Source organism: Amycolatopsis sp. NPDC034160, from assembly GCF_055575355.1.
In genome coordinates this window covers 115,392-135,390 of record NZ_JBVISU010000009.1, presented here as the reverse complement: position 1 = coordinate 135,390, position 19,999 = coordinate 115,392, and the positions used below count along the sequence as shown (strand labels likewise).

Below are 19,999 nucleotides of genomic sequence, written 5' to 3'. Positions count from 1 at the left end.
CGGAGGTGCGCCTCCCGCTGGACCTGTGCAGGCGTGAAACCACGACCCCGTGGCCAAGGGGGAACCGGTGTGAGGCAGGCCACGGTAGGTCGTGAGAACTTTTTACATCGTTGATACAACGTTGTAAAGCGGCGAATGGCTCGAATCGGCCCGTGGTCAGGGGCGGGCGGTCGTGAGTGGCGATTCCGGGTTCTGCGTGAAGTACATGAAGGGGGCCTTCATTGCGCCTGGCGCAAGGAAGGGGGCCATCACGTACTGGGGTAACTTACTGGGAAGTCAGCTGGAACGGAGGCGCCGATGCCTGCCGGAGAACGGTCCTGGTGGGGCTGGGGACACACTGCCGAAGCCTTGACCACCGAGGAATCCGACGCGCTCGTCGCCCGTACGGCCGCGGTCCTTCCCGATCACGACTTCACCGACCACGCCCCGCCTGAACCGTCGGACCTCGCCGTCCCGCCGTCGCGGCTCAGCCCGCCTCCGACGCTGGCCGCGTTGTGCGGCGACGACCCCGCCGACCGGTTGTCCCACGCCCGGGGCAAGGCCTTCCGTGACGTCGTCCGCAACCTGCTCGGTCGGCTCGAGCACGTCCCGGATCTGGTCGCCCGTCCGCGTTCGGAGCAGGACGTCATCGACCTGCTCGACTGGTGCACGAAGTCGGGCACGCCGCTGATTCCTTACGGTGGCGGCAGTTCCGTGGTCGGCGGTGTCGAACCGCGCTTCGACGGACCCGCTGTCTCGATGGATCTTTCGGGGCTCGACACCGTGCTCGAAGTGGACACGGTCAGCCGCGCGGCCCGGGTCCAGGCCGGGATCTTCGGGCCGGCCCTGGAAGACCGGCTTCGTCCCTTGGGGCTGACGCTGCGGCATTTCCCGCAGTCGTTCGCCCATTCCACCCTCGGCGGCTGGCTCGCGACCCGCGCCGGCGGGCATTTCGCCACGCTCGCCACGCATATCGACGATCTCACCGAGTCGCTTCGGGTCGTCACCCCGGCCGGGATCAGTGAATCGCGCAGGCTGCCAGGATCGGGCGCCGGACCGTCGCCGGACCGGATGTTCCTCGGCTCCGAAGGTACCCTCGGCGTGATCACCGAAGCGTGGATGCGCCTGCAGGACAGGCCGGTCTGGCAGGTCACCGCGTCGGTCACCTTCGAACGTCAGGAGGACGCGGTCGCCGCCACGCGCGCGATCGCGCAGTCCGGGCTGTATCCGTCGAATTGCCGCCTGCTCGATCCCGCCGAAGCGTTCATCAACGCGGGTGCGAGCGTGGGCGGCGGACTGCTGCTGGTCGCGTTCGAGTCCGCGGACCATCCGGTCGACGGCTGGCTGGACCGCGCGCTGGAATTGGCCATCGGTCACGGTGGAGTGGTGAAAACCAGGCGCGGTAAGGATTCCGCTCGCCAGGACAGCGCTTCGGCGTGGCGAGCGTCGTTCCTGCGGATGCCGTACCAGCGTGACGCGCTCGTCCGCCGGTCGCTGATCGTCGAGACCTTCGAAACCGCGTGCACGTGGGACCGTTTCGACGAGTTCCACGACGCGATCACCTCGGCGGCTCGGACCGCGATCGACAAGGTGTGCGGTGGCGCGGGCGTCGTGACCTGCCGGTTCACCCACGTCTATCCGGATGGGGCCGCGCCCTACTACGGCATCTACGCCGCCGGGCGCTGGGGCAGCACAGTCGCGCAGTGGGACGAGATCAAGGCCGCGGTGTCCGAGGCGATCGAAGGCCACGGCGGCACGATCACCCATCACCACGCCGTCGGCCGTGACCATCGGCCCTGGTACGACCGGCAACGGCCCGATCCGTTCGCCGCCGCGCTCACCGCGGCGAAGACCGCGCTCGACCCGGCGGGCATCCTCAATCCCGGCGTGCTGATCCGCTGACCGGCGCCCCGCCCGGCTTACGCTCGTCGGCACCACACGGCGAGTGAATCGGGAGAGCACGTGGCAGTCCCCGCAGAACTGGTTTCGCAAGCCCGGCAACACGTCGACTCGGGGGCCTTCTTCGCCGAGCTGGCCGAACTGGTCCGGTATCCGACCGTGAGCGACCGCCCGGCCGGACGCGTCGCCATCAAGGCCTACCTCGACGACGTGCTGACACCGGCGCTGACCGCACTGGGCTGCTCGGTGGCGACTCATCCCAATCCCGACCCGGCAGGTGGCCCCTTCCTGATCGGCACCCGGATCGAGTCTCCGGAGCTTCCGACGCTCCTGTGCTACGGGCACGCGGATGTCGTCGACGGGCACGAGGGGCGGTGGAGCGAAGGCCGGGACCCGTGGACGCTGACCGCCGACGGGGAGCGCTGGTACGGCCGCGGCTCGGCAGACAACAAGGGGCAGCACCTGATCAACTTGACGGCGCTGAGGCTCCTTCTGGCCGACCAGGGCTCCCTAGGGTTCAACCTCAAGTTCCTGTTCGAGACCGGCGAGGAGATCGGCTCACCCGGACTGGACGAGTTCGTCGCGGCGCAGCGGGATTCGCTGCGCGCCGACGTCCTCATCGCCTCCGACGGGCCTCGGCTGGACGCGGCGACGCCGACGGTGTTCCTCGGCGCGCGAGGCAGTGTCCGGATCGCGCTCGACGTCGATCTGCGCCCCGACGCCTACCACTCGGGGAATTGGGGAGGGGTGCTGCGCAACCCCGCCACCACGATCGCCGGGGCGATCTCGTGCCTGGTCGACGGGCACGGCCGCATCCGGGTGCCGGAACTCCTGCCGCCCGGGCTCCCCGGCAGTGTCCGCGAAGCGCTCGCCGGTCTCGAGATCGCGGGAGGGCCGGGGGATCCACTGCCCGACGAGGGCTGGGGCGACACCGGGTTGACCGTGGCCGAGCGGTTGTACGGCTGGAACACCCTGGAAGTCCTCTCCCTGGGAGCCGCGGACATCGAGCGGCCCGTCAACGCCATCCCCGGCCGGGCCCGCGCGATGCTGCAGCTCCGTTACGTGGCGAGCACGGAGGTCGGGGGAGTGGCGGACGCGATCACGAAACACCTTGCCGCGCACGGGTTTTCGATGGTCGACGTCGTCACCGAAAGCAGTTTCAGTGCCAGCCGCACCCCTGTCGACGACCCCTGGGTGGGCTGGGCGAAGGGCGTGCTCGACGAGGTCGCCGACCGGCCGGTGGCGATCCTGCCCAGTTTCGGAGGCGGGCTGCCGAATCACGTGTTCACCGACCTGCTCGGCTTGCCGACCCTGTGGGTGCCGCATTCCTATCCCGGCTGCCTGCAGCACGCGCCGGATGAGCATCTCCTCGCCCCGATCGCCCGCGAAGGCGTGGTCCTCGCGATGGCGCTGTTCCACGCGCTCGGGCGCCGCGGAAAGGAGATCCGCTGAGGGGCCCGGTTCACTCGAAAGTCCGCAACAGGTACCGCTGCAACTTCCCGCTCGCGTTACGCGGCAACGACTCGATGAACCGGACGCGTCGCGGGTACTTGTACGGCGCCGCGTTCGCCTTCGCGTGCTCCTGCAACGCACGGGCGACATCGGGACCTGACGCGGCACCGGACCGGAGCACGACGAAAGCCGTCACGACCGAACCCCGGTCCGGGTCCGGCGTCCCGACCACCGCGCATTCCTCCACATCGGGATGCGTGAGGAGGACTTCCTCGACCTCGGGGGCGGCGATGTTGTACCCCGACGAGATGATCATGTCGTCGCTGCGCGCGACGAACCTGAAGTAGCCGTCGGCGTCGCGGATGTAGGTGTCGCCCGTGATGTTCCAGCCGTCGCGCACGTAGTCGCGCTGGCGCGGGTCCTCCAGGTAGCGGCAGCCGGTGGGGCCGCGGACCGCCAGGAAGCCGGGCGTGCCGTCCGGAACGGGCACGCCGTCGATGTCCAGGACGGCGGCCTGGTAGCCGGGCACCACCTGTCCGGTCGCGCCGGGCAGGGCGGCCTCGTCCGCGGCGGAGATGAAGACGTGCAGCATTTCGGTACTGCCGAGACCGTCGATGAGGGGCCGTCCGACGATCTCCCGGAACTGTTCGGCCACCGGAGCGGGCAGCGATTCGCCCGCCGAGACAGCCCGCCGCACACCGGTCAGCAGCCGTCCGTCGCCGGAGTTCAGGATCGCGCGGTACGCCGTCGGGGCGGTGAAGAGGACCGTCACGCCTTTCTCGGCGACGATGGCGGCGAGTTCCGCCGGCGTCGCGCGTTCGACCAGAAGCGTCGCCGCTCCCGCGCGCAGGGGGAAGACCAGCAGCCCGCCGAGGCCGAACGTGAAGGCCAGCGGGGGCGTGCCGCCGAAGAGGTCGTCGGACGTCGGGCGTACGACGTGCCGCGAGAACGTGTCGGCGATCGCGAGCAGGTCGCGGTGGAAGTGCATTGTCGCCTTCGGGGATCCCGTCGTGCCGGAGGTGAAGGCGAGCAACGCGACGTCGTCCGCCGCGGTCCGGACGTCGGTGAACGCCGACGGATGCCGTTCCACCCGGGCCGCGAGATCTGTTCCGTACGACACGACCGGCAGTTCGGGCGGCAGTTCGACGAGCAGGCGTTCGTCGCAGATCGCGAGCGTGGGTTCCGCGCGGCCGACGATCTTGTCGAGCTCGTTTCGCCGGAGCATCGGCATCGTGGTGACGGCCACCGCGCCCGCCTTGAGCACGGCCAGCCAGCACGCCGCGAGCCAGGGGGTGTTGGTGCCCCGCAGCAGGACCCGGTTCCCCGGCACCACGCCGAAGTCGGTGACCAGGACGTGGGCGATGCCGTTGGCGCGGGCGAGAACCTCGCCGTACGTCCAGGTTTCGGTCGGCGACAGCAGGCAGGCCCTGTCCGGGCCGAAGCGTGCCACGGTGTCGTCGAGCAGTACGGTCGCGGCGTTCAGCCGGTCGGGATACCGCAGTTCGGGGAGGTCGAACTGCAGCCGGGGCCACTGGTCGGCGGGCGGCAGCCGGTCACGGCAGAACGAGTCGGCGTGCGCGCTGGGAGAAAGCCTCATCGTCGCCACTCCTCGGTCCGGCCGGCCCCCTCCGGCGAAGGTAGCATTTGTTACGACCGTCGAGTAGGCGCAATGTCCCCTCGGTGACGATGACACCGGACAAGACATGGACCAGCCTCAGAAGACGACGCCCACGTCTTCGGTGACGACCTCGTCCATCGCCCGCTCGAGACCGGCAGTGCGCGAGCCCATCCCGGTGATCCGGCCCGCCGCGTCATCGGCGTCATCCTCGACGGGTTTCTCGCCGGGCGTGGCCTGAGCCCGGGGCGTTCAGGCGACGACGTCGGTCACGGCGCGGCGCAGGGTGTCGCGGACGGTCTCCGCGTCGTCGAGGTTCCCGCCATGAAGCGCTCCGTCACGAAGGAGGACGAGGGTGCGGGCGGCGTGTTCCGGATCGGCGTGGCCCGCATCCGTTGCCAGGTCGCGAAGCGCGCCGAAGAACCACTCGCGGTGGTCGTCGATGACCTGGCGGACTCGGTGTCCGGGGTCGGGGTATTCGGCGGCGGCGTTGAGGAACGGGCAGCCGCGGAAGTCGTCGTCGAGGGTCCGGTCACCGATGATGCCCAGCGCGGCGAGTAGCGCTTCCCGCGCGGATTTCCCGCGTGTCACCTCGCCGACGCCCTCGCGAATCCGCTCGCTCGTGGTGCTCAGGTAAGCGGCGACGAGATCGTCCTTGGTGGGGTAGTGGCGGTAGAACGTCGCCCTGGTGACGGCCGCCTCGGAGACCAGGCGCTCCACCCCGACGGCGTGGATCCCTTCGGCGTAGAACAGCCGGGACGCGGTCTCGAGCAGCCGGATCTTCGGGTGGACTTCCCGGGCGGCAGTCGACATTCCCCGACCTTAGAGAAAGAACGGTCATTACGCCACGTTGCCTACGTCACCTTGCGGAAGGCATCCGGGACAGGCATTGTTCAGGGAGAAAGACCGATCGTTCTGCCCAGCTCTGAAGGAGCAACCATGAGCACCCAGAAGCCCACCATCGTCCTGGTCCACGGTGCTTTCGCCGACTCGTCCAGTTGGAACGGCGTGGTCCCGAAGCTGCGCGAGCAGGGCTACTCGGTGCTGGCGGCGCCGAACCCGCTGCGCGGGATCGAGTCCGACGCGGACTACGTCGCCGATTTCGTCAACGGCGTATCCGGTCCGGTAGTACTGGCCGGGCATTCCTACGGCGGCGTGGTGATCAGCCGCGCGGCGGCCACCGCGCCGAACGTGAAGGCGCTCGTCTACATCGCCGCCTTCCAGCCGGAGGCGGGGGAGAGCGTGTTCGAACTTTCCGGCCGGTTCGAGGGAAGCAAGCTCGGCCCCGACACCACGAACGTCCTCGCGGCCCAGGGTGAGCTGTCGATCAAGCCCGAGAACTTCTCGGACGTGTTCGCGGCCGACGTCCCCGCCGAGACCGCCGACGTCATGGCGGTCACCCAGCGTCCGGTCACCGAGCGCGCGCTGGCCACCCCGTTCGACGGCGAGCCGGCGTGGAAGACCCTGCCGACCTGGGCGCTGATCGCCGAGCAGGACCACGCGATCCCCGCCGCCGCCCAGGAGTTCATGAGCGAGCGCGCCGGTTCGGAGGTCACCCGGGTCGACGCCTCGCACGCCGTTTCGGTTTCGCGGCCGGACGTCGTCGCCGAGGTCATCCTCGCGGCGGCCGCCAAGGTCGCCTGACCTCGGTCGCTTGACAGCGGGCGGCCGCGCGGCCACGGTGCGGCTGAACGCGCGTGAGTCCACCAGCCGTTGGGTGCCGTTGGTCGTGAGTGGCGATCCGGGTTAGAACACGAATCGCCACTCACGACCAACCCGGCTGGCCACGCACGCCTAGGAACTCCGGCACACCGCGAGCGGCGTCGCCCCACCCTCGCCGTCGACGGTCGCGATGAAACCGAACGTGGTCGTGCCGCCCGCGGGCAGCACCGCGTTCCAGTCCAGTTCGGACACCCGCACGCGGTCGCCTTCCTGTGCCAGGGAACCGTTCCACAGATTGGCGATGCGGGTTCCGGGCGGCAGGGTCCAGCTGACCTCCCAGCCGGTGAGCCTGGTGTCCTTGGGGTTCCGCACGGATACCCGGATCTCCGAACCGCCGGGCCAGCGATTGGTCACCTCGTAGCTCGCCTCGCACACCGGTTTCTCCGCGGTGGTGCTCTGTTCACCCAGGGGTTCGGCCCCGGGTGGCGCCGCCACGGGAGCGTCGGCCGGGCCGCTGTCGAACAGCAGGAACCCGGCCAAGACAGCACCGGCGACCACCACGCCACCGCCGAGGGCGAGCGGCAGCTTCGACCGGCGGGTGGGCGTGGGAAGTCGTTTCGTGCCGGACAGGATCGCCGGACGGCCGTCCGCGACCGCGCGGAGCAGGCGCTCGGCCTCGGCCATGTCCGGCCGCTCGCCGAGATCGCGCCGGAGCAGCCGCAGCAGGACGTCCGTGAGCGGGCCGGTGGTCTTCGGCGCGGTGATGTCGCCGCGGGCGACGCGTTTGAGGAGCGCGATCTGGTTGCCGTCCGTGCCGAACGGCGGCACGCCTTCCAGCGCGGTGTAGAGCGTGGAACCGAGGGAGAACACGTCCGACGGATAACCGGGTTCTTCGCCGTCCGCGACCTCGGGGGAGAGGAACGCCGGGGTGCCGACGACGAGACCGTCACCGGTCATGGTCCCTTCGCCCGTGGCGTGGGAGAGCCCGAAGTCGGCGATCTTCGCCCCGCCGTCCTCGGTGATCAGGATGTTGTTGGGGGTGACGTCGCGGTGCAGGATCCCGTCCGCGTGGGCGGCGGCCAGCGCCGAGGCGACCTGCGCGCCGAGCTCCGCCACCCGTCCCGGCGTGAGCGGGCCGTCGTCCGCGAGTAGATCCGTCAGCGGCCGCGACGGCAGGAACTCCATGACCAGGAACGGAATCCCGTCCTGCTCGGCGACGTCGTACACGGTGACGGCGTGCGGATGCTTGAGCCGGGCGGCGACCCTCGCCTCGCGCATCGCGCGCACGATCGACCGGAACGGGGCGTCGTCCGGCACGGTGCCCGGCAGCAGCTGCTTGACCGCGACCGTCCGGCCGAGCCGTTCATCCCGCGCCTGCCACACCACGCCCATCGCGCCCCGGCCGACCTCGCGCTCCAGCCGGTAACGGCCGGCGAGGATGGAGTTCCGGTTCACGGGGCCACTGTATCGGCTAAGGCCGGTGAACCTCCTCGACCGGCGCACCGGCCGTCGCCAGCCAGGCCTCGGCGAGCAGCCGGTGACCGAGCGGGCTGGGGTGGACGCCGTCCGGCGCGAGCGTCGCCGCCCCGTGCTCTTCCGCCGCCCGCGGCATGAACACGTCCGCGCGCACCAGCCGCGCGCCGAATTCGGTGGCGACCTCCAGCGCGACCTCGATCCGAGGCGCCAGATCGTCGAGCCACTCCTGCTGTTCCGGTTCGACCGGCAGCAGGAACGGCGTGATGACGTACAACTCCGCCGGGAGGTGCTGCCGCGCACTGGCCAGCAGACGTCGGTAGGCGGCGCGGAACTTGTCGATCGGGCTCGGCAGGCCGCGGTCGAAGGTCCGCCACGTGTCGTTGATGCCGATCTTCACGGTCAGCACCGTGGGCCGTTCCGCGAGGACGTCGGTGGTCCAACGGGCTTCCAGGTCGTAGATGCGGTTTCCGTTGAGGCCCTTGTTGAGCACCACCGGCCCGCCGGGCAAGCAATCCGCGATCTGCCGGACGTAACCCTTGCCGAGCGACGCCGGATCGGTGCGGTCGCGGCTGGAATCGGTGATCGAGTCGCCGGCGAACAGCAGCCGGTCGGTACCGGTGAACCTCACGCGCCCGCCTCGATCAGCTTGCGGAGGGAGTCGGCCTCACCGGGGAGCAGGGCCGGATCGTTGTCCGGGACGAATTCCAGCAGCGCGTCGAGCGGCCGCCCGGTCTTCGCGAGCAAGCCGAACGCCCGCGTCCACAGCTCCGCCCGGAAGTTCAGCGGATGCCGTTCGTTGCTGGGCCACCACGAGAAGACGTGCACCGCGCGAACCCGGTCGATGACCAGCTTCAGTCCCGCGAGAGCGGGCTCGTCCGGCAGATCCTGCGGTGGTTGCCAGTAGGTGCCGAAATTGTCGCGGCCGACCTCTTCGAGCAGCTGGACGGTCGATTCGGCGGTGTCGGTGAGTGTCCCGCCGTGAAACTCCAGCGTGACTTCCAGGCCGTGTTCGTGCGCGACGTCGGCGGCCTCGCGGAGCCCGGCGACGACCTGCTCCCGCTCGTCGGGGTCGACGTCCGCCGAGCCCGCTTTGCCCGCCCACACCCGGATCCTGGTGGCACCGAGCCGGACCGCGGTCGCGGCGATGTCGCCGAACTTCCCGGTTTCCACCGGGGTGGCGCGGAAATAGGAACCGTAGGAATCGCAGGTCAGTCCGTGCCGTGCCATGGCTTCGAGCGCGCGGTCGGCGGCCCAGTCGTCGCCAGGGCGCACGTGGACGTCGGCGCCCCATTCGATCACCCGCAGCCCCGCTTCCGCGGCACGGCGGGCGACCTCGTCGGCGTCCAGCCGCCGCAGCGTCACCGAACACAGTCCCGGGCGGATCATCGTTCCTCCAGCAGTTGAGTACTTTCCCGCAGCACGACCTCGCCGGTGACCGGGCGGACGCGAGGGCTGTCCGCGCGGTCGGCGAGGACGAAGTCGAGTGCCTGTTCGCCCATTGTTTCGATCGGGACGCGCACAGTGGACAGCGAAGGCCTGATGTCGCGCAAGGTGATGATGTCGTCGAATCCCGCGACCGCGATGGGTGACGGCACCTCCAGCCCCCGGTCGCGGCAGGCGGCCATCGCGCCGACGGCCATCACGTCGTTGACCGCGAAGACACAGCCGTGCCGGAAGCCGCCTTCCAATGCCCGCACCATCGCCGCGTGTCCGCCGTCGCGGGTGAACTCGGCGTGCAGGACGTGGTGCGGGGGCAGGGAGGCGCCGTGGCGCGCGAGCCCGTCGCGGAAGCCCAGCACGCGATCGCGGGAGGTCAGCAGCCCCGGCGGTCCGGCGAGCACACGGAAGTCGCGGTGCCCGACTTCGGCGAGCCGCTCGCCGAGTGCCGCCGCACCCGGCCGGTTCTCCAGCATGACGGTGTCGAACGGCAGTTTCCGCTGCCCGATCACCACGACCCGGCCGTCGGCGGCCTCGAAGGCCTTGAGTTCCTTGGTCAGATTCCGTTGCAGGGCACTGTCTTCGTTCCGCGAACCGGCCAGGATGACCGCGCGTGCCCGTTGCCCGCGCAACGTCGTGACGTATTCGAGTTCCTTCTCCGGCCGGTTTTCCGTGCTGGCGATGGTGACCGTCAGCCCGTGCCGGGCGGCCACGCGCATCACACCGGAGGCGATCGAGGAGAAGTACGGGTCGACGATGTCGTGCACCAGCAGGCCCACGACGTTGCCGCGACCGCGCGCCATCGCCTGCGCGGGCACGTTCGTGGTGTACCGCAGCCGTTCCGCGGCCCGCAGCACCGATTCCCGCAGGCCACCGCTGACCTGTCTGGTGCCACCGTTGAGCGCCCTCGACGCCGTCGCGAGCGACACTCCCGCCTCACGGGCGACATCGGCCAAGGTGACCGAACCCGCGGCGCGCTGCGGCATGGTTCCTCCTCGGTGGTGCGGTGGGCTCACGCCGGCGAGGACGGACGCCGGCGTGAGCCCGGTTTCGCTACGGAGCGCCGGGTCCGACGTCCGCGGTGGTGAGCGGGCGGTTGGCGATCGCGGCCGTCGAGTACTCGTCGGCACCGACGTCACGCTGGCTGCCGCGGGCCTGACCGTCGATGTCCACCGTGACCGGCGCGGTCGACAGGGTCGCCGCGTCGATCGCGGGGCTGCCCGCGGCGAGCCGCGAGATGCCGTCGCTGCCCTGTACGAGCTTCGGGTCGACCCGGCGGAAGGTGCCCGCCGGGATGTTGCCGTTCCCGCCCGCACCCCACAGGATGTTGCCGGACCAGGTGAAGTTGCCCGTGGTGCTCATCGCGACCAGGTCCTCGTTGCTGCCGACGAAGATGTTGTCGGAGATCGTGCAGTCGCGCGGTTCGATCGTCCGTTTGGTCTCGCCCGACAGCGTGCCGCTGTTGTTCAGCAGCGTGTTGTGCGCGATGAGCACGCGGTCCGCCGCGTCGTTTCCGCGCCGTGATTCCTTGGATTCACCCGGGAAGTGGTCCCGGACGGAGCCGCTGCCGACGACCAGCGCGTTGCCGGAAACTCCGGCGACGTAGTTGTTGAGGATCTTGTGGTCGTTGCCGTAGATCCGGATGCCTTCCTTGCCGCCGAGGATGAAGTTGGCTTCGACGACGGACTTGTTCCCGTGGCGCAGCACGATGCCGCCCCGGCTGTTCCGGATGGTGTTGTTGCGGATGAAGTTGCCCGACGACTTGACCGAGATCGCCTCCGGGTCGCCGTTCGCGCGTTCGAAGAGGTTGAACTCGATCTTGGCACCGGCGGTGGTGAGCGCACGCGGGCTGACGCCGAGCCGGATCGGCTCGCCGCCGTTGTCGCCGGCGAAGGTGTGGTCGGAGAAGTAGTTCCGGAAGACCTCGACACCCGTCGCCATCTTCTCTTCGTCCGCGCCCTCGATGCAGAGCATGACGCCGAGCGTCGTCTTGTGGTGGAAGTGGTTGCGGTCGATCTTGCTGTAGTCGGCGCGGACCATCACCCAGTGCAGGTCCGGGAGGTCGGCGAACTGGAGATCGTTGCGGGTCAGGCGGATCCGGGAACAGTTCGCCGGGATCTCCAGCGTGGTGCTCTGGCGGAACTTGAACCCGCTGATCGTGACACCGGTTGCGTCGTCGAAGACGAAGCTCTGTTCACCGTTGAGCGTCACGCCACCGCGAGACTGGGCGACGATGGTGATCGGCTGGTCCTTGGTGCCGCGCCTGCCCTTGATGCTGATCGGTTTGCCCGTCGGCACGGTGTACGTGCCGTTGTTCACGGTGATGACCGCGCCGGGCCCCGCCTGGTTGATCGCGTTCTGCAGTTCGGTCAGCGAACTGACGTTCAGGGCGCACAGCCCCTTCGGTTTGGCCGACGCTGTCCCGGCTGTGACCCAGGGGACGGTGACCAGCGCGGCGCCGAGGGTGGCGCCGCTGAGGAACCTTCTGCGATCCATGATGCCTCCGTGCTCAATCGGTGGGGAGGGTTTCGGCGGCGGGGCTCTCTGCGTGCAAAAACAGTTCGATCACCGGGACCGGGGTGTCCGGTTTCCGGATGGGGAGTTTGAGGGTGAGCGTGCCTGCCGGCTGCCCGCCCATCTGGGTGTTCTGCGCGGTCTGCCCGGGATCGGTGTGCACCTGCCGGATTTCCGACGCGTCGTCGAGCAGCTGGGCGTAGCGCACCCGCCCGGCCATCCCGGGCAGGTGGACGTGGTTCATCGGCCAGCTGAAGAGATGCAGGTAGAGCCGATCGCCGCGCTGGGTGTAGCGGCCGTCCGCGGGCGCGGTGAACTCGGCGGGACCGCAGCCGCGGATGGCGCGTTCGTGCCGGTCCATCCAGCGGCCGAGTTCGGCGAGCACGTCGAGCGCTCGCGGGTCGATCTCGCCCCGGCCGTTCGGTCCGACGTTGAGCAGCAGGTTGCCGTCTTTGGACACGCCGTCGACCAACATCCGGATGAGCAGTTCCGGGCTCTTGTAGTCGAGGTTGTCGCGGTCGTAACCCCAGCTGCCGTTCAGCGTCTGGCAGGCTTCCCACACCACGGGGACGCCGTCACGGGTCATCGGGCCGGACGGCTGGTACTGCTCCGGGGTGATGAAGTCGCCGGGAATGCCGGTGCGGTCGTTGACGAGGATGCCGGGCTGCAGTTCGCGGACCATCGCGAGCAGGGCGGGGGAGTCCCAGTCGTCCGGTCCCTTGCCGCCCCACCATTCCTTGCGGCCCTGGTAGGAGAAATCGAAGAACAGGTAGTCGATCTTGCCGAAGCGGGTGAGCAGTTCGCGGACCTGGCCGTGCAGATAGAGCTGGTACTCGGCGATGTCGGCGTACTGGTGCGCGGCGATGTACTCGGCGTCGTCGCGACGGGGATGGGTGCCGTCGACGGGGAAAGCGGGATGGTGCCAGTCGATCAGCGAGTGATAGAAGCCGACCTTGAGGCCCTCTTCGCGGCAGGCGTCGACGAACGGGCCGAGCAGATCCTTGCCGTAAGGGGTGTTCGTGACCTTGAAGTCGGTGAGATCGCTGTCCCACAGGCAGAAACCGTCGTGGTGCTTGGTGGTGAGCACGACGTAGGTCATGCCCGCGGTCTTCGCGGCCCGTGCCCAGGACAGCGGGTCGTACTTGTCCGGCTCGAAGTGGTCGAAGTAGACGCGGTACTGCTCGTCGGTCAGTTTTTCGCGGTTCTGCACCCATTCGTGCCGGGCGGCCAGCGAATACAGTCCCCAGTGGACGAACATCCCGAACCGGTCGTGGGTGAACCAGGCGGTGGAACTCACTTCAGGATCGCTCCTTGATTGTCTCGGTCAGCCCTTGAGCGCGCCCGAGGCGAGCCCGCGGACGAACGAACGCTGGAAGAAGAGGAACGCGGCGACCGAGGGGAGCAGCGCCAGCAGCGACGCGGCCATGATCACGCCCGGCGTGACGTTCGTGTCGATCCGCAGTGTCCGCAGGGCCAGCGGCAGGGTGTAGGTCGACGCGTCGGTCGACACCAGCAGCGGCAGCAGATACTGGTCCCAGATCATCGTGAAGCCGAAGACGCCGATCACGCCGAGCGCGGGCTTGCACATCGGGAGGATGATCTGCGCGAAGATCCGCAGATCTCCGGCTCCGTCGATCCGCGCGGCCTCTTCGAGTTCGCGGGGGACGTCCTTCATGAACTCGGTCATCACCAGGATCGAGAAGGCCCACGCGCCCAGCGGCACGATCATCCCGGCCAGGCTGCCGATCAGGTTGAAGTGCACCACCGGCAGGTCCGACAGGATCAGCGACAGCGGGATCGCGAGGATCTCCTCCGGCAGCATCAGGGTCGCCAGGATCGCGACCAGCACCAGCGTCATGAACCGGAACTTCTTGCGCGCCAACGCGTAGCCGGCCAGCACCGAGACGATGACCTGAAGCAGCAGGCCGAAACCGACCACCAGGAACGAGTTGAGCAGGTACTTCCCGACACCGAGGTCGAAGGCGATGCCGAAGTTGTCCAGGGTGGGACTCGACGGCACGACGCTCAGCGCCGTCGGATCGGAGACGTCGTTGAACGCGCTGACCAGCAGGGCCAGCAGTGGTCCGGCGAAGACCAGGAGCAGCAGGGCGTACAGGACGAACTTCAGGATCCGTCCGCCCGGCGACTTGACGGCGTCGAGGCCGAGTGCCGAATCGTTGGCCGCGGTCATGCGTCTCGCCTCCGTCGGAGCACCTGGACGAACAGGGTCAGCACGAGCGTCGCGAGGAACAGCAGGACCGCTCCCGCCGCGCCGACGCCCAGCCGGTTCTGTTCCAGGCCGAGTTTGTAGATCAGGGTCATCGCGACTTCCGTCGAGCCGTTCGGCCCGCCGTTGGTCAGCAGGAACACCTCGGTGAACACGCGGAGGCCGCGGATCGCCGCGAGGACGAACAGGATCGAAAACACCGACCGCAGGCCAGGCAGCGTCACGTGGAGGATCTTGCGCCAGCGGGAAGCACCGTCCACAGTGGCCGCTTCGTAGAGCCCACGATCGATACCGGCCAGGCCCGCGAGGAAGATCATCATGTCGTACGGCGCGCCGCGCCAGATACCGGTGACGATGACCGAGACCATCGACGTGTCGGGATCGTTGATGAAGCCCGACGGTCCCAGCCCGACCATGCCGAGGATGGAGTTCAGCATCCCGTCCTCGGTCGGGTGGTACATGATCCGCCAGAGTTCGGCGACCACCGCGATCGGCACGACCACCGGCAGGAACGCCGCCGAGCGCAGGAACTTCAGCCGCTTGCTCTGGCCCTCCATCAGCAGGGCGAGCGCGAGGCCGATGACCATCGACCCGACCGTCTGCCCGACCGCGATGATCACGGTGTGCCAGATGGCGGAGTGGAACGCTTCGTCACCGAGGACGGTGCCGTAGTTCTGCCCGCCGACCCACTGGTTGCCCAGGTACGGCTGGACGTCCTGGAAGGACATCGTCACCGCGGTGATCATCGGGATGAACTTGAAGTACACGAACAGGATTAGGGCGGGGGCCAGGAACAGCCACGGCGTCCACCACTTCCCGTCGCGGTCGCTGCGCCTGCGGGCCTTCGGCGCGGGTGCCCGCCGGGTGGCGGGACGCTCCGCGCCGGCGGCCGCCGGCTTGGCGTGATCTACGGTCATGACGCGCTGATCCCCTGTTGCTGCAAGGTCGCGGTGAGCTTGGTGTCGAGTTTGGCCAGTTCAGCCTTGGTGTCGAGCTTGCAGTCGGCGACGAGCGCGCTGACCGTGTCGGCGGTGTCCTGGCGGACGGGCGTCCAGTTCGGGATGGACGGCGCGTAGTGGCCGGACTTGGCGTAGATCTCGGCGTAGGTCTTCCAACGCGGGTCCGGGCGGACCTGGGTGATGTCGACGTTCTTGTTCACCGGGAGCTGGACGATGAAAGCGGTGTCACCCTCCATGCCGATCTTCTGGCCTTCGACCGAGATCGCGAAGTCACCGAAGGCGTCCTGCCCGGCCTGGTTCGGCGAACCGGCCATCATGTAGATCGACAGCCCCTCGGCGAGCACGTCCGCGTTCTTGGCGCCCTTCGGCATCGGGACGACCTCGTACTTGTCCTTGCCGAGCGCCTTGTCGAACCGCGGCAGCAGGTACGGGCCGACGACGTACATCCCGGCCTTGCCCGCTTCGAACGTCTCGTTGGTCGCCGGGGTCGGCATGGTGACCGAACCGGGCTGGATCACGTTGTCCTTGCAGCCGAGGTCGCGGAACCACTGCACCGCGGCCACCGATTCGGGGGTGCTCATCGACGGCTTGTACTTGCCGCCGCCCGCCTCGGTGATGAAGTCACCGCCGCCGGCCCACAGGAAGTTGGAGAAGTACCAGGAGGCGTAGCCACGCTTCGTCGACAGCGTCGCGTTCAGCCCGGCGGTGTCGTTCTTGCCGTTGCCGTCGGGGTCGCCGGTGGTGAAGGCCTTGGCGAGGTCGACCAGTTCGGGCCAGCTCTGCGGGACGCTCTTGCCGAGCTTCTCCCGCCAGTCCTTGCGGATCAGCAGCGCCGAAGCCTGCGCGCTGTAGGGCAGGCCGTACAGCTTGCCGTCCGGGGTCTGGTTGGACTTCAACGCCTGCTCGGTCAGCTCGGCGGCGTGCTTGATCTTGCCCTGTTCGACCTCACGCACGAGACCCTGGCTCTTCAGGGTGCCGACCTGCGTGACGTCGTTCATCACGATGTCCGGCAGGTCGCGCTGGGCGGCGCGCTGCGCCAGCTTCGTCTCGAAGTCGTCGAAGATCGCGGTGACCTGCACCTTGAACCCGGTGGCCTTCTCGAAGGCTTCCGCGAGCCGCTTCGTGGCCTGCTCACCGGCACCGCCGGGGGTCGTCCGGGTCCACAGCTCCAGTGGGGCCTTGGTGTCCTGCGCGACGTTCGTGCCTGCGGGGCCTGCCGAGCAGCCCGAAAGAACCAGCGCTGAGACAGTGAGTCCCACGCCGATCCACCGCGATTTCCGCATCGCTTCTCCTGTTCACTGTGGACCACGCCGTCTACTCCGCAGGGACGGTAAGCGCTTTCCTGACCCGGGGTCAATGGTCCGATGATTACGAATTTCAATCGGCCGACTTTGCCTCGGCGTAGGGCTCGCCGCTCTTGGGCCGGGTTAAGCATCCGATGTATGGTGCCGTCGGAGGTAGGAATGACAGAGCTGCGACACCGGCCGACGGCACTCCTCGTGATGGAGGAACGCCGTCGTGACGATGTTTATCCCGAGGCTGTCCGCGACGAGATCAAGGCGCTGGTGGACCTGCGTGAGCCGCTCACCCGCGAGCAGCTTGCCGAGCGCCCGGAGGCGCTGCGCGGGGTCGAGATCCTGCTCTCGGGCTGGGGGGCGCCGGTCCTCGACGCCACCCTGCTTGGAGCGGCGTCGGACCTGCGCGCGGTGCTCGTCGCCGCCGGCTCGGTCCGCCCGCTCACCACCCCCGAGTTCTGGGCGCGCGAGATCCCGATCGTGTCCGCGGCGGCCGCGAACGCCGTTCCGGTCGCCGAGTTCACCCTGGCCCAGATCCTCTTGGGACTGAAGCAGGTGCACCGGATCTCCCGCGAGATCCGGGAGCGGCGGGCCTACCCGCCCGATCCGAGGGTCGCCGGGGCGTACCGCTCCAAGGTCGGCCTGCTCGGCCTCGGCGAAATCGGTGCTCTCGTCGCGACTCACCTGCGGAGCTTCGACGTCGAGGTGCTGGCGAGCGACCCCGTCGTCGACGCCGCGGCCGCCGCGCAGCTCGGCGTGCGGCTGGTGGACCTCGACGAACTGTTCGGCACCTGTGCCGTGGTCAGCCTGCACGCGCCGCTGCTGCCGGAGACCGAGGGGCTGGTGAACGGGAAGCTCGTGGCCGCGATGGGCCTCGGCGCGACCCTGATCAACACCGCCCGCGGCGCCGTGGTCGACGAGCCGTCGGTCGTCCCGGTGCTGAGCGAGCGACCGGACCTCACGGCGATCCTCGACGTCACCTGGCCCGAACCGCCCGAGGCGGACTCGCCGCTGTACGCGCTGCCGAACGTGGTGCTCACCCCGCATCTGGCCGGGGCGCTGGGCGCCGAGCGCGCGCGAATGGGGGAACTCGTCGCGCGGGAACTCCGGCGGTTCGTCCTCGGGCAGCCGCTCCAGCACGCCGTTGTGCCGGAACGGGCACACCTGCGGGCGTGAGTGTCGTATAACGCCCTATACCGCGTGCCGGCTGGCAGCCAGCACTGCCGCGAGCCCCTCTTGCAGATCTTTGACGAAGTATGCGGGCAGCTCCAGTGACGGGAAATGGCCCCCGGCTTCGGGTGCCCTCCAGCGGACGATCTGCCGGTACCGCTGCTGCGCCCACGGGCGCGGATACTTCTCGATGTCGCGGGGATAGACGGTGATCGCCGACGGCACGTCGACCCGGAGTTCGGGATCGAGTGAGTTGTGACTTTCGTAGTAGATGCGAGCCGACGACGCGCCGGTCCGGGTCAGCCAGTACAGGGTGACGTCGTCGAGGACACGGTCTCGGGAGATCGTCTCGAACGGGCTGTCTTCGGTGTCGGACCACTCGGCGAACTTGTCGAGGATCCAGGCGAGAAGCCCGACCGGTGAGTCGACGAGCGAGTAGCCGATGGTCTGCGGCCGGGTCGCCTGCTGCTTCGCGTACGCCGCGCGATGGTGCCAGAAATCGTGCGTCTCTTCGGTCCACTTGCGCTCGGCCGCCGTCAGTCCGTCCGTGGTCAGCCCGGGTGGCCCCGCCGCGAACGTCGTGTGGATGCCGAGGACGTTCGCCGGGAACCGGCCGCCCAGAACCGTGGTGATATTGCCTCCCCAGTCACCGCCGTGGGCGGTGAACCTGTCGTAGCCGAGCCTGCTCATCAGCTCCACCCACGCGGCCGCGATCTTTTCGGTGCCCCAGCCGGTGGTGGACGGCTTGTCGCTGTACCCGAAGCCCGGCAGCGAGGGGACCACGACGTGGAACGCCGGCGCGCCCGCGTCCTTCGGGTCCGCCAGCTCGTCCACCACATCGATGAATTCGGCGATGCTGCCCGGCCAGCCGTGCGTCAAGACCAGGGGCACGGCATCCGCGCGCGCTGACCGGCGGTGGAGGAAGTGGATTCCCAGACCGTCGATGGTCGTGCGGAATTGGCCGATCCGGTCGAGGCGCTTCTCGAAGGACCGCCAGTCGTACCCCGTGCGCCAGTAGTCGACGACATCGACGAGGTCGGCGAGAGGAACGCCCTGGCCCCATCGGTGCTCGACCGTCTCGGCTTCCGGGAGCCGCGCCGCGGCCAAGCGCGCACGCAAATTCTCGAGGTCGGCGTCAGGTGCGTGGGCTTCGAAGGGGCGTACGTCGCTGGACATGAGACCTCCTGTCATCGCGGAACCGGCTAAGACGGTTCTAGCAGGACTTCAGGTCGGGGTGCAACCGGCTAAGGTGGTTCCATGGCTGATGGGTTTCCCGACTTCCGCCTTGGCACCGTGCTGGCGACCAGCTTCACCGCGACCCTGACAGAGCGTCGTGGTGACGCCGTGGAACGCATTCCCACGCCGCACCGACTCGGCGACTGGCTGGCGGTGAACGGTCTCGCCGTGGACTCCTGCACCACCGCCCAGCTCGAACTCGCCCAGGAACTGAGGGAGTCGATTCACGCCGCGGCGACCGCGGCCGCGCTCCAGGCCGCGCTCCCCGCTTCCGCGGTCCAAGTCATCAACGATCGCAGCACCCAGGGCCGGGCCGCGGCCGTCCTGACGCCCGAAGGCAAGCGACGATGGCAGCTCGGCCCGGCCTCCCGCGTGGAAGACGCCCTCAGCGTGATCGCCGCCGACGCGGTCAGCATCATCTCCGGCGAACGCGACGGAAAGCTGGCCTTGTGCGCATCGCCGACCTGCCAAGCCGCCTTCTTCGACACCAGCCAAAGCCGCTCCCGCAAATGGTGCGACATGAACACGTGCGGGAACCGGCAGAAGAAGGCACGGTTCAAGGCCAATCAGCGGCAGAGGTCTCTGTGAGTGCGTCGCTGGGCTCGGAGGTCGTACGGTTTCTTTGGCGAGGTGCTTTGTCGCCAGGGAACGGCAACGGGTTCGGGCAATGGTGACGCCGGCTTGGGGACGTGGCCGGCTGGCCTATTGGTGCGAAACGGCGGCAAGGGTACCGCCTTTGTGACCCGGCCATTTCGGGTCGTTGCCGTGAAACGGCGATGGTCGCAGGGCAGCGTGACCGGCTTCGCTCCGGACCGTCGCCAAGGAACGGCAACAGGCCAGGCAGCGCCGTTGCCGAAGAACGGCAACCGAATCGGGCGGCGGCGGTGGTGTGGACGGCTTCGCAAGGTGACCGGCTGGCGTGTTGGCGCGAAACGGGGACAAGGCGGAACGGTAGCGGTACCGCCTTTGAGACCCGGCCATTCCGGGTCGTTGCCGTGAAACGGCGATGGTCGCAGGGCAGCGTGACCGGCTTCGCTCCGGACCGTCGCCAAGGAACGGCAACAGGCCAGGCAGCGCC

17 protein-coding genes are annotated in these 19,999 nt (G+C 68.8%); 5 read left to right on the top strand and 12 right to left on the bottom strand.

Annotation, left to right across the window (positions count from 1 at the left end; translation table 11 throughout):
* Positions 1–297: 297 nt before the first annotated feature.
* Together ACZ54P_RS19895 and ACZ54P_RS19890 are read left to right on the top strand one after the other, a co-directional pair.
* Positions 298–1,881 (top strand): FAD-binding oxidoreductase, encoded by a 1,584-nt coding sequence (locus ACZ54P_RS19895; RefSeq protein WP_465463026.1) that lies wholly within the window; start codon positions 298–300, stop codon positions 1,879–1,881.
* A 60-nt stretch (positions 1,882–1,941) separates the two neighbouring features.
* Positions 1,942–3,330, top strand: a complete 1,389-nt coding sequence (locus ACZ54P_RS19890) for a M20 family metallopeptidase (RefSeq protein ID WP_465463025.1) — start codon at positions 1,942–1,944, stop codon at positions 3,328–3,330.
* Between the two features lie 10 nt (positions 3,331–3,340).
* Here ACZ54P_RS19890 and ACZ54P_RS19885 read toward each other — a convergent pair whose 3' ends face one another.
* Both ACZ54P_RS19885 and ACZ54P_RS19880 read right to left on the bottom strand, forming a co-directional pair.
* A complete protein-coding gene (locus tag ACZ54P_RS19885; RefSeq protein ID WP_465463024.1) occupies positions 3,341–4,927 on the bottom strand; it encodes an AMP-binding protein in 1,587 nt (528 codons plus the stop codon).
* A 270-nt stretch (positions 4,928–5,197) separates the two neighbouring features.
* On the bottom strand, positions 5,198–5,758 hold the full coding sequence (locus ACZ54P_RS19880; protein WP_465463023.1) for a TetR/AcrR family transcriptional regulator: 561 nt from the start codon (positions 5,756–5,758) through the stop codon (positions 5,198–5,200).
* A gap of 126 nt (positions 5,759–5,884) precedes the next feature.
* On the opposite strand from ACZ54P_RS19880, the gene ACZ54P_RS19875 reads away from it, so the two are divergent.
* Complete coding sequence (locus ACZ54P_RS19875) at positions 5,885–6,589, top strand: alpha/beta fold hydrolase (protein WP_465463022.1); 705 nt, start codon at positions 5,885–5,887, stop codon at positions 6,587–6,589.
* A gap of 150 nt (positions 6,590–6,739) precedes the next feature.
* Here ACZ54P_RS19875 and ACZ54P_RS19870 read toward each other — a convergent pair whose 3' ends face one another.
* The 9 genes from ACZ54P_RS19870 to ACZ54P_RS19830 all read right to left on the bottom strand — a co-directional run bounded on the left by ACZ54P_RS19870 (position 6,740) and on the right by ACZ54P_RS19830 (position 16,503).
* Positions 6,740–8,062 (bottom strand): serine/threonine-protein kinase, encoded by a 1,323-nt coding sequence (locus ACZ54P_RS19870; protein ID WP_465463021.1) that lies wholly within the window; start codon positions 8,060–8,062, stop codon positions 6,740–6,742.
* A gap of 16 nt (positions 8,063–8,078) precedes the next feature.
* Positions 8,079–8,711 carry an SGNH/GDSL hydrolase family protein gene (locus tag ACZ54P_RS19865; protein WP_465463020.1) on the bottom strand — a complete coding sequence of 211 codons (633 nt, stop codon included), beginning with the start codon at positions 8,709–8,711 and terminating at the stop codon, positions 8,079–8,081.
* Entirely contained in the window at positions 8,708–9,469 is a 762-nt protein-coding gene (locus ACZ54P_RS19860; protein WP_465463019.1) for a sugar phosphate isomerase/epimerase family protein, read from the bottom strand. Before ACZ54P_RS19860 ends, ACZ54P_RS19865 begins: the two co-directional genes overlap by 4 nt.
* Positions 9,466–10,506 carry a LacI family DNA-binding transcriptional regulator gene (locus ACZ54P_RS19855; protein WP_465463018.1) on the bottom strand — a complete coding sequence of 347 codons (1,041 nt, stop codon included), beginning with the start codon at positions 10,504–10,506 and terminating at the stop codon, positions 9,466–9,468. Before ACZ54P_RS19855 ends, ACZ54P_RS19860 begins: the two co-directional genes overlap by 4 nt.
* Positions 10,507–10,573: 67 nt before the next feature.
* Positions 10,574–12,016 (bottom strand): chondroitinase-B domain-containing protein, encoded by a 1,443-nt coding sequence (locus ACZ54P_RS19850; RefSeq protein ID WP_465463017.1) that lies wholly within the window; start codon positions 12,014–12,016, stop codon positions 10,574–10,576.
* Positions 12,017–12,029: 13 nt separating this feature from the next.
* On the bottom strand, positions 12,030–13,331 hold the full coding sequence (locus tag ACZ54P_RS19845) for an alpha-L-fucosidase (RefSeq protein ID WP_465463016.1): 1,302 nt from the start codon (positions 13,329–13,331) through the stop codon (positions 12,030–12,032).
* 27 nt (positions 13,332–13,358) lie between these two features.
* Entirely contained in the window at positions 13,359–14,225 is an 867-nt protein-coding gene (locus ACZ54P_RS19840) for a carbohydrate ABC transporter permease (protein ID WP_465463015.1), read from the bottom strand.
* Positions 14,222–15,178 carry a carbohydrate ABC transporter permease gene (locus ACZ54P_RS19835; protein WP_465463014.1) on the bottom strand — a complete coding sequence of 319 codons (957 nt, stop codon included), beginning with the start codon at positions 15,176–15,178 and terminating at the stop codon, positions 14,222–14,224. Before ACZ54P_RS19835 ends, ACZ54P_RS19840 begins: the two co-directional genes overlap by 4 nt.
* Positions 15,175–16,503, bottom strand: a complete 1,329-nt coding sequence (locus ACZ54P_RS19830; protein WP_465463013.1) for a sugar ABC transporter substrate-binding protein — start codon at positions 16,501–16,503, stop codon at positions 15,175–15,177. Before ACZ54P_RS19830 ends, ACZ54P_RS19835 begins: the two co-directional genes overlap by 4 nt.
* 180 nt (positions 16,504–16,683) lie before the next feature.
* On the opposite strand from ACZ54P_RS19830, the gene ACZ54P_RS19825 reads away from it, so the two are divergent.
* The gene (locus ACZ54P_RS19825) at positions 16,684–17,691 is read left to right on the top strand and encodes a hydroxyacid dehydrogenase (RefSeq protein WP_465463012.1); all 1,008 of its coding nucleotides are present in this window, start codon (positions 16,684–16,686) and stop codon (positions 17,689–17,691) included.
* Positions 17,692–17,706: 15 nt separating this feature from the next.
* On the opposite strand, the gene ACZ54P_RS19820 is transcribed toward ACZ54P_RS19825, so the two are convergent.
* Positions 17,707–18,861 (bottom strand): epoxide hydrolase family protein, encoded by a 1,155-nt coding sequence (locus tag ACZ54P_RS19820; protein WP_465463011.1) that lies wholly within the window; start codon positions 18,859–18,861, stop codon positions 17,707–17,709.
* 81 nt (positions 18,862–18,942) lie between these two features.
* Here ACZ54P_RS19820 and ACZ54P_RS19815 point away from each other — a divergent pair, with 81 nt between their 5' ends.
* Complete coding sequence (locus tag ACZ54P_RS19815; RefSeq protein ID WP_465463010.1) at positions 18,943–19,509, top strand: CGNR zinc finger domain-containing protein; 567 nt, start codon at positions 18,943–18,945, stop codon at positions 19,507–19,509.
* Positions 19,510–19,999: the final 490 nt, after the last annotated feature.

Coding starts and splice junctions, on each gene's coding strand:
- ACZ54P_RS19820 (WP_465463011.1), bottom strand. CDS start 18,861: ATGTCCAGCGACGTACGCCCCTTCGAAGCCCACGCACCTGACGCCGAC.
- ACZ54P_RS19860 (WP_465463019.1), bottom strand. CDS start 9,469: ATGATCCGCCCGGGACTGTGTTCGGTGACGCTGCGGCGGCTGGACGCC.
- ACZ54P_RS19880 (WP_465463023.1), bottom strand. CDS start 5,758: ATGTCGACTGCCGCCCGGGAAGTCCACCCGAAGATCCGGCTGCTCGAG.
- ACZ54P_RS19815 (WP_465463010.1), top strand. CDS start 18,943: ATGGCTGATGGGTTTCCCGACTTCCGCCTTGGCACCGTGCTGGCGACC.
- ACZ54P_RS19885 (WP_465463024.1), bottom strand. CDS start 4,927: ATGAGGCTTTCTCCCAGCGCGCACGCCGACTCGTTCTGCCGTGACCGG.
- ACZ54P_RS19855 (WP_465463018.1), bottom strand. CDS start 10,506: ATGCCGCAGCGCGCCGCGGGTTCGGTCACCTTGGCCGATGTCGCCCGT.
- ACZ54P_RS19875 (WP_465463022.1), top strand. CDS start 5,885: ATGAGCACCCAGAAGCCCACCATCGTCCTGGTCCACGGTGCTTTCGCC.
- ACZ54P_RS19850 (WP_465463017.1), bottom strand. CDS start 12,016: ATGGATCGCAGAAGGTTCCTCAGCGGCGCCACCCTCGGCGCCGCGCTG.
- ACZ54P_RS19835 (WP_465463014.1), bottom strand. CDS start 15,178: ATGACCGTAGATCACGCCAAGCCGGCGGCCGCCGGCGCGGAGCGTCCC.
- ACZ54P_RS19895 (WP_465463026.1), top strand. CDS start 298: ATGCCTGCCGGAGAACGGTCCTGGTGGGGCTGGGGACACACTGCCGAA.
- ACZ54P_RS19840 (WP_465463015.1), bottom strand. CDS start 14,225: ATGACCGCGGCCAACGATTCGGCACTCGGCCTCGACGCCGTCAAGTCG.
- ACZ54P_RS19825 (WP_465463012.1), top strand. CDS start 16,684: ATGACAGAGCTGCGACACCGGCCGACGGCACTCCTCGTGATGGAGGAA.
- ACZ54P_RS19830 (WP_465463013.1), bottom strand. CDS start 16,503: ATGCGGAAATCGCGGTGGATCGGCGTGGGACTCACTGTCTCAGCGCTG.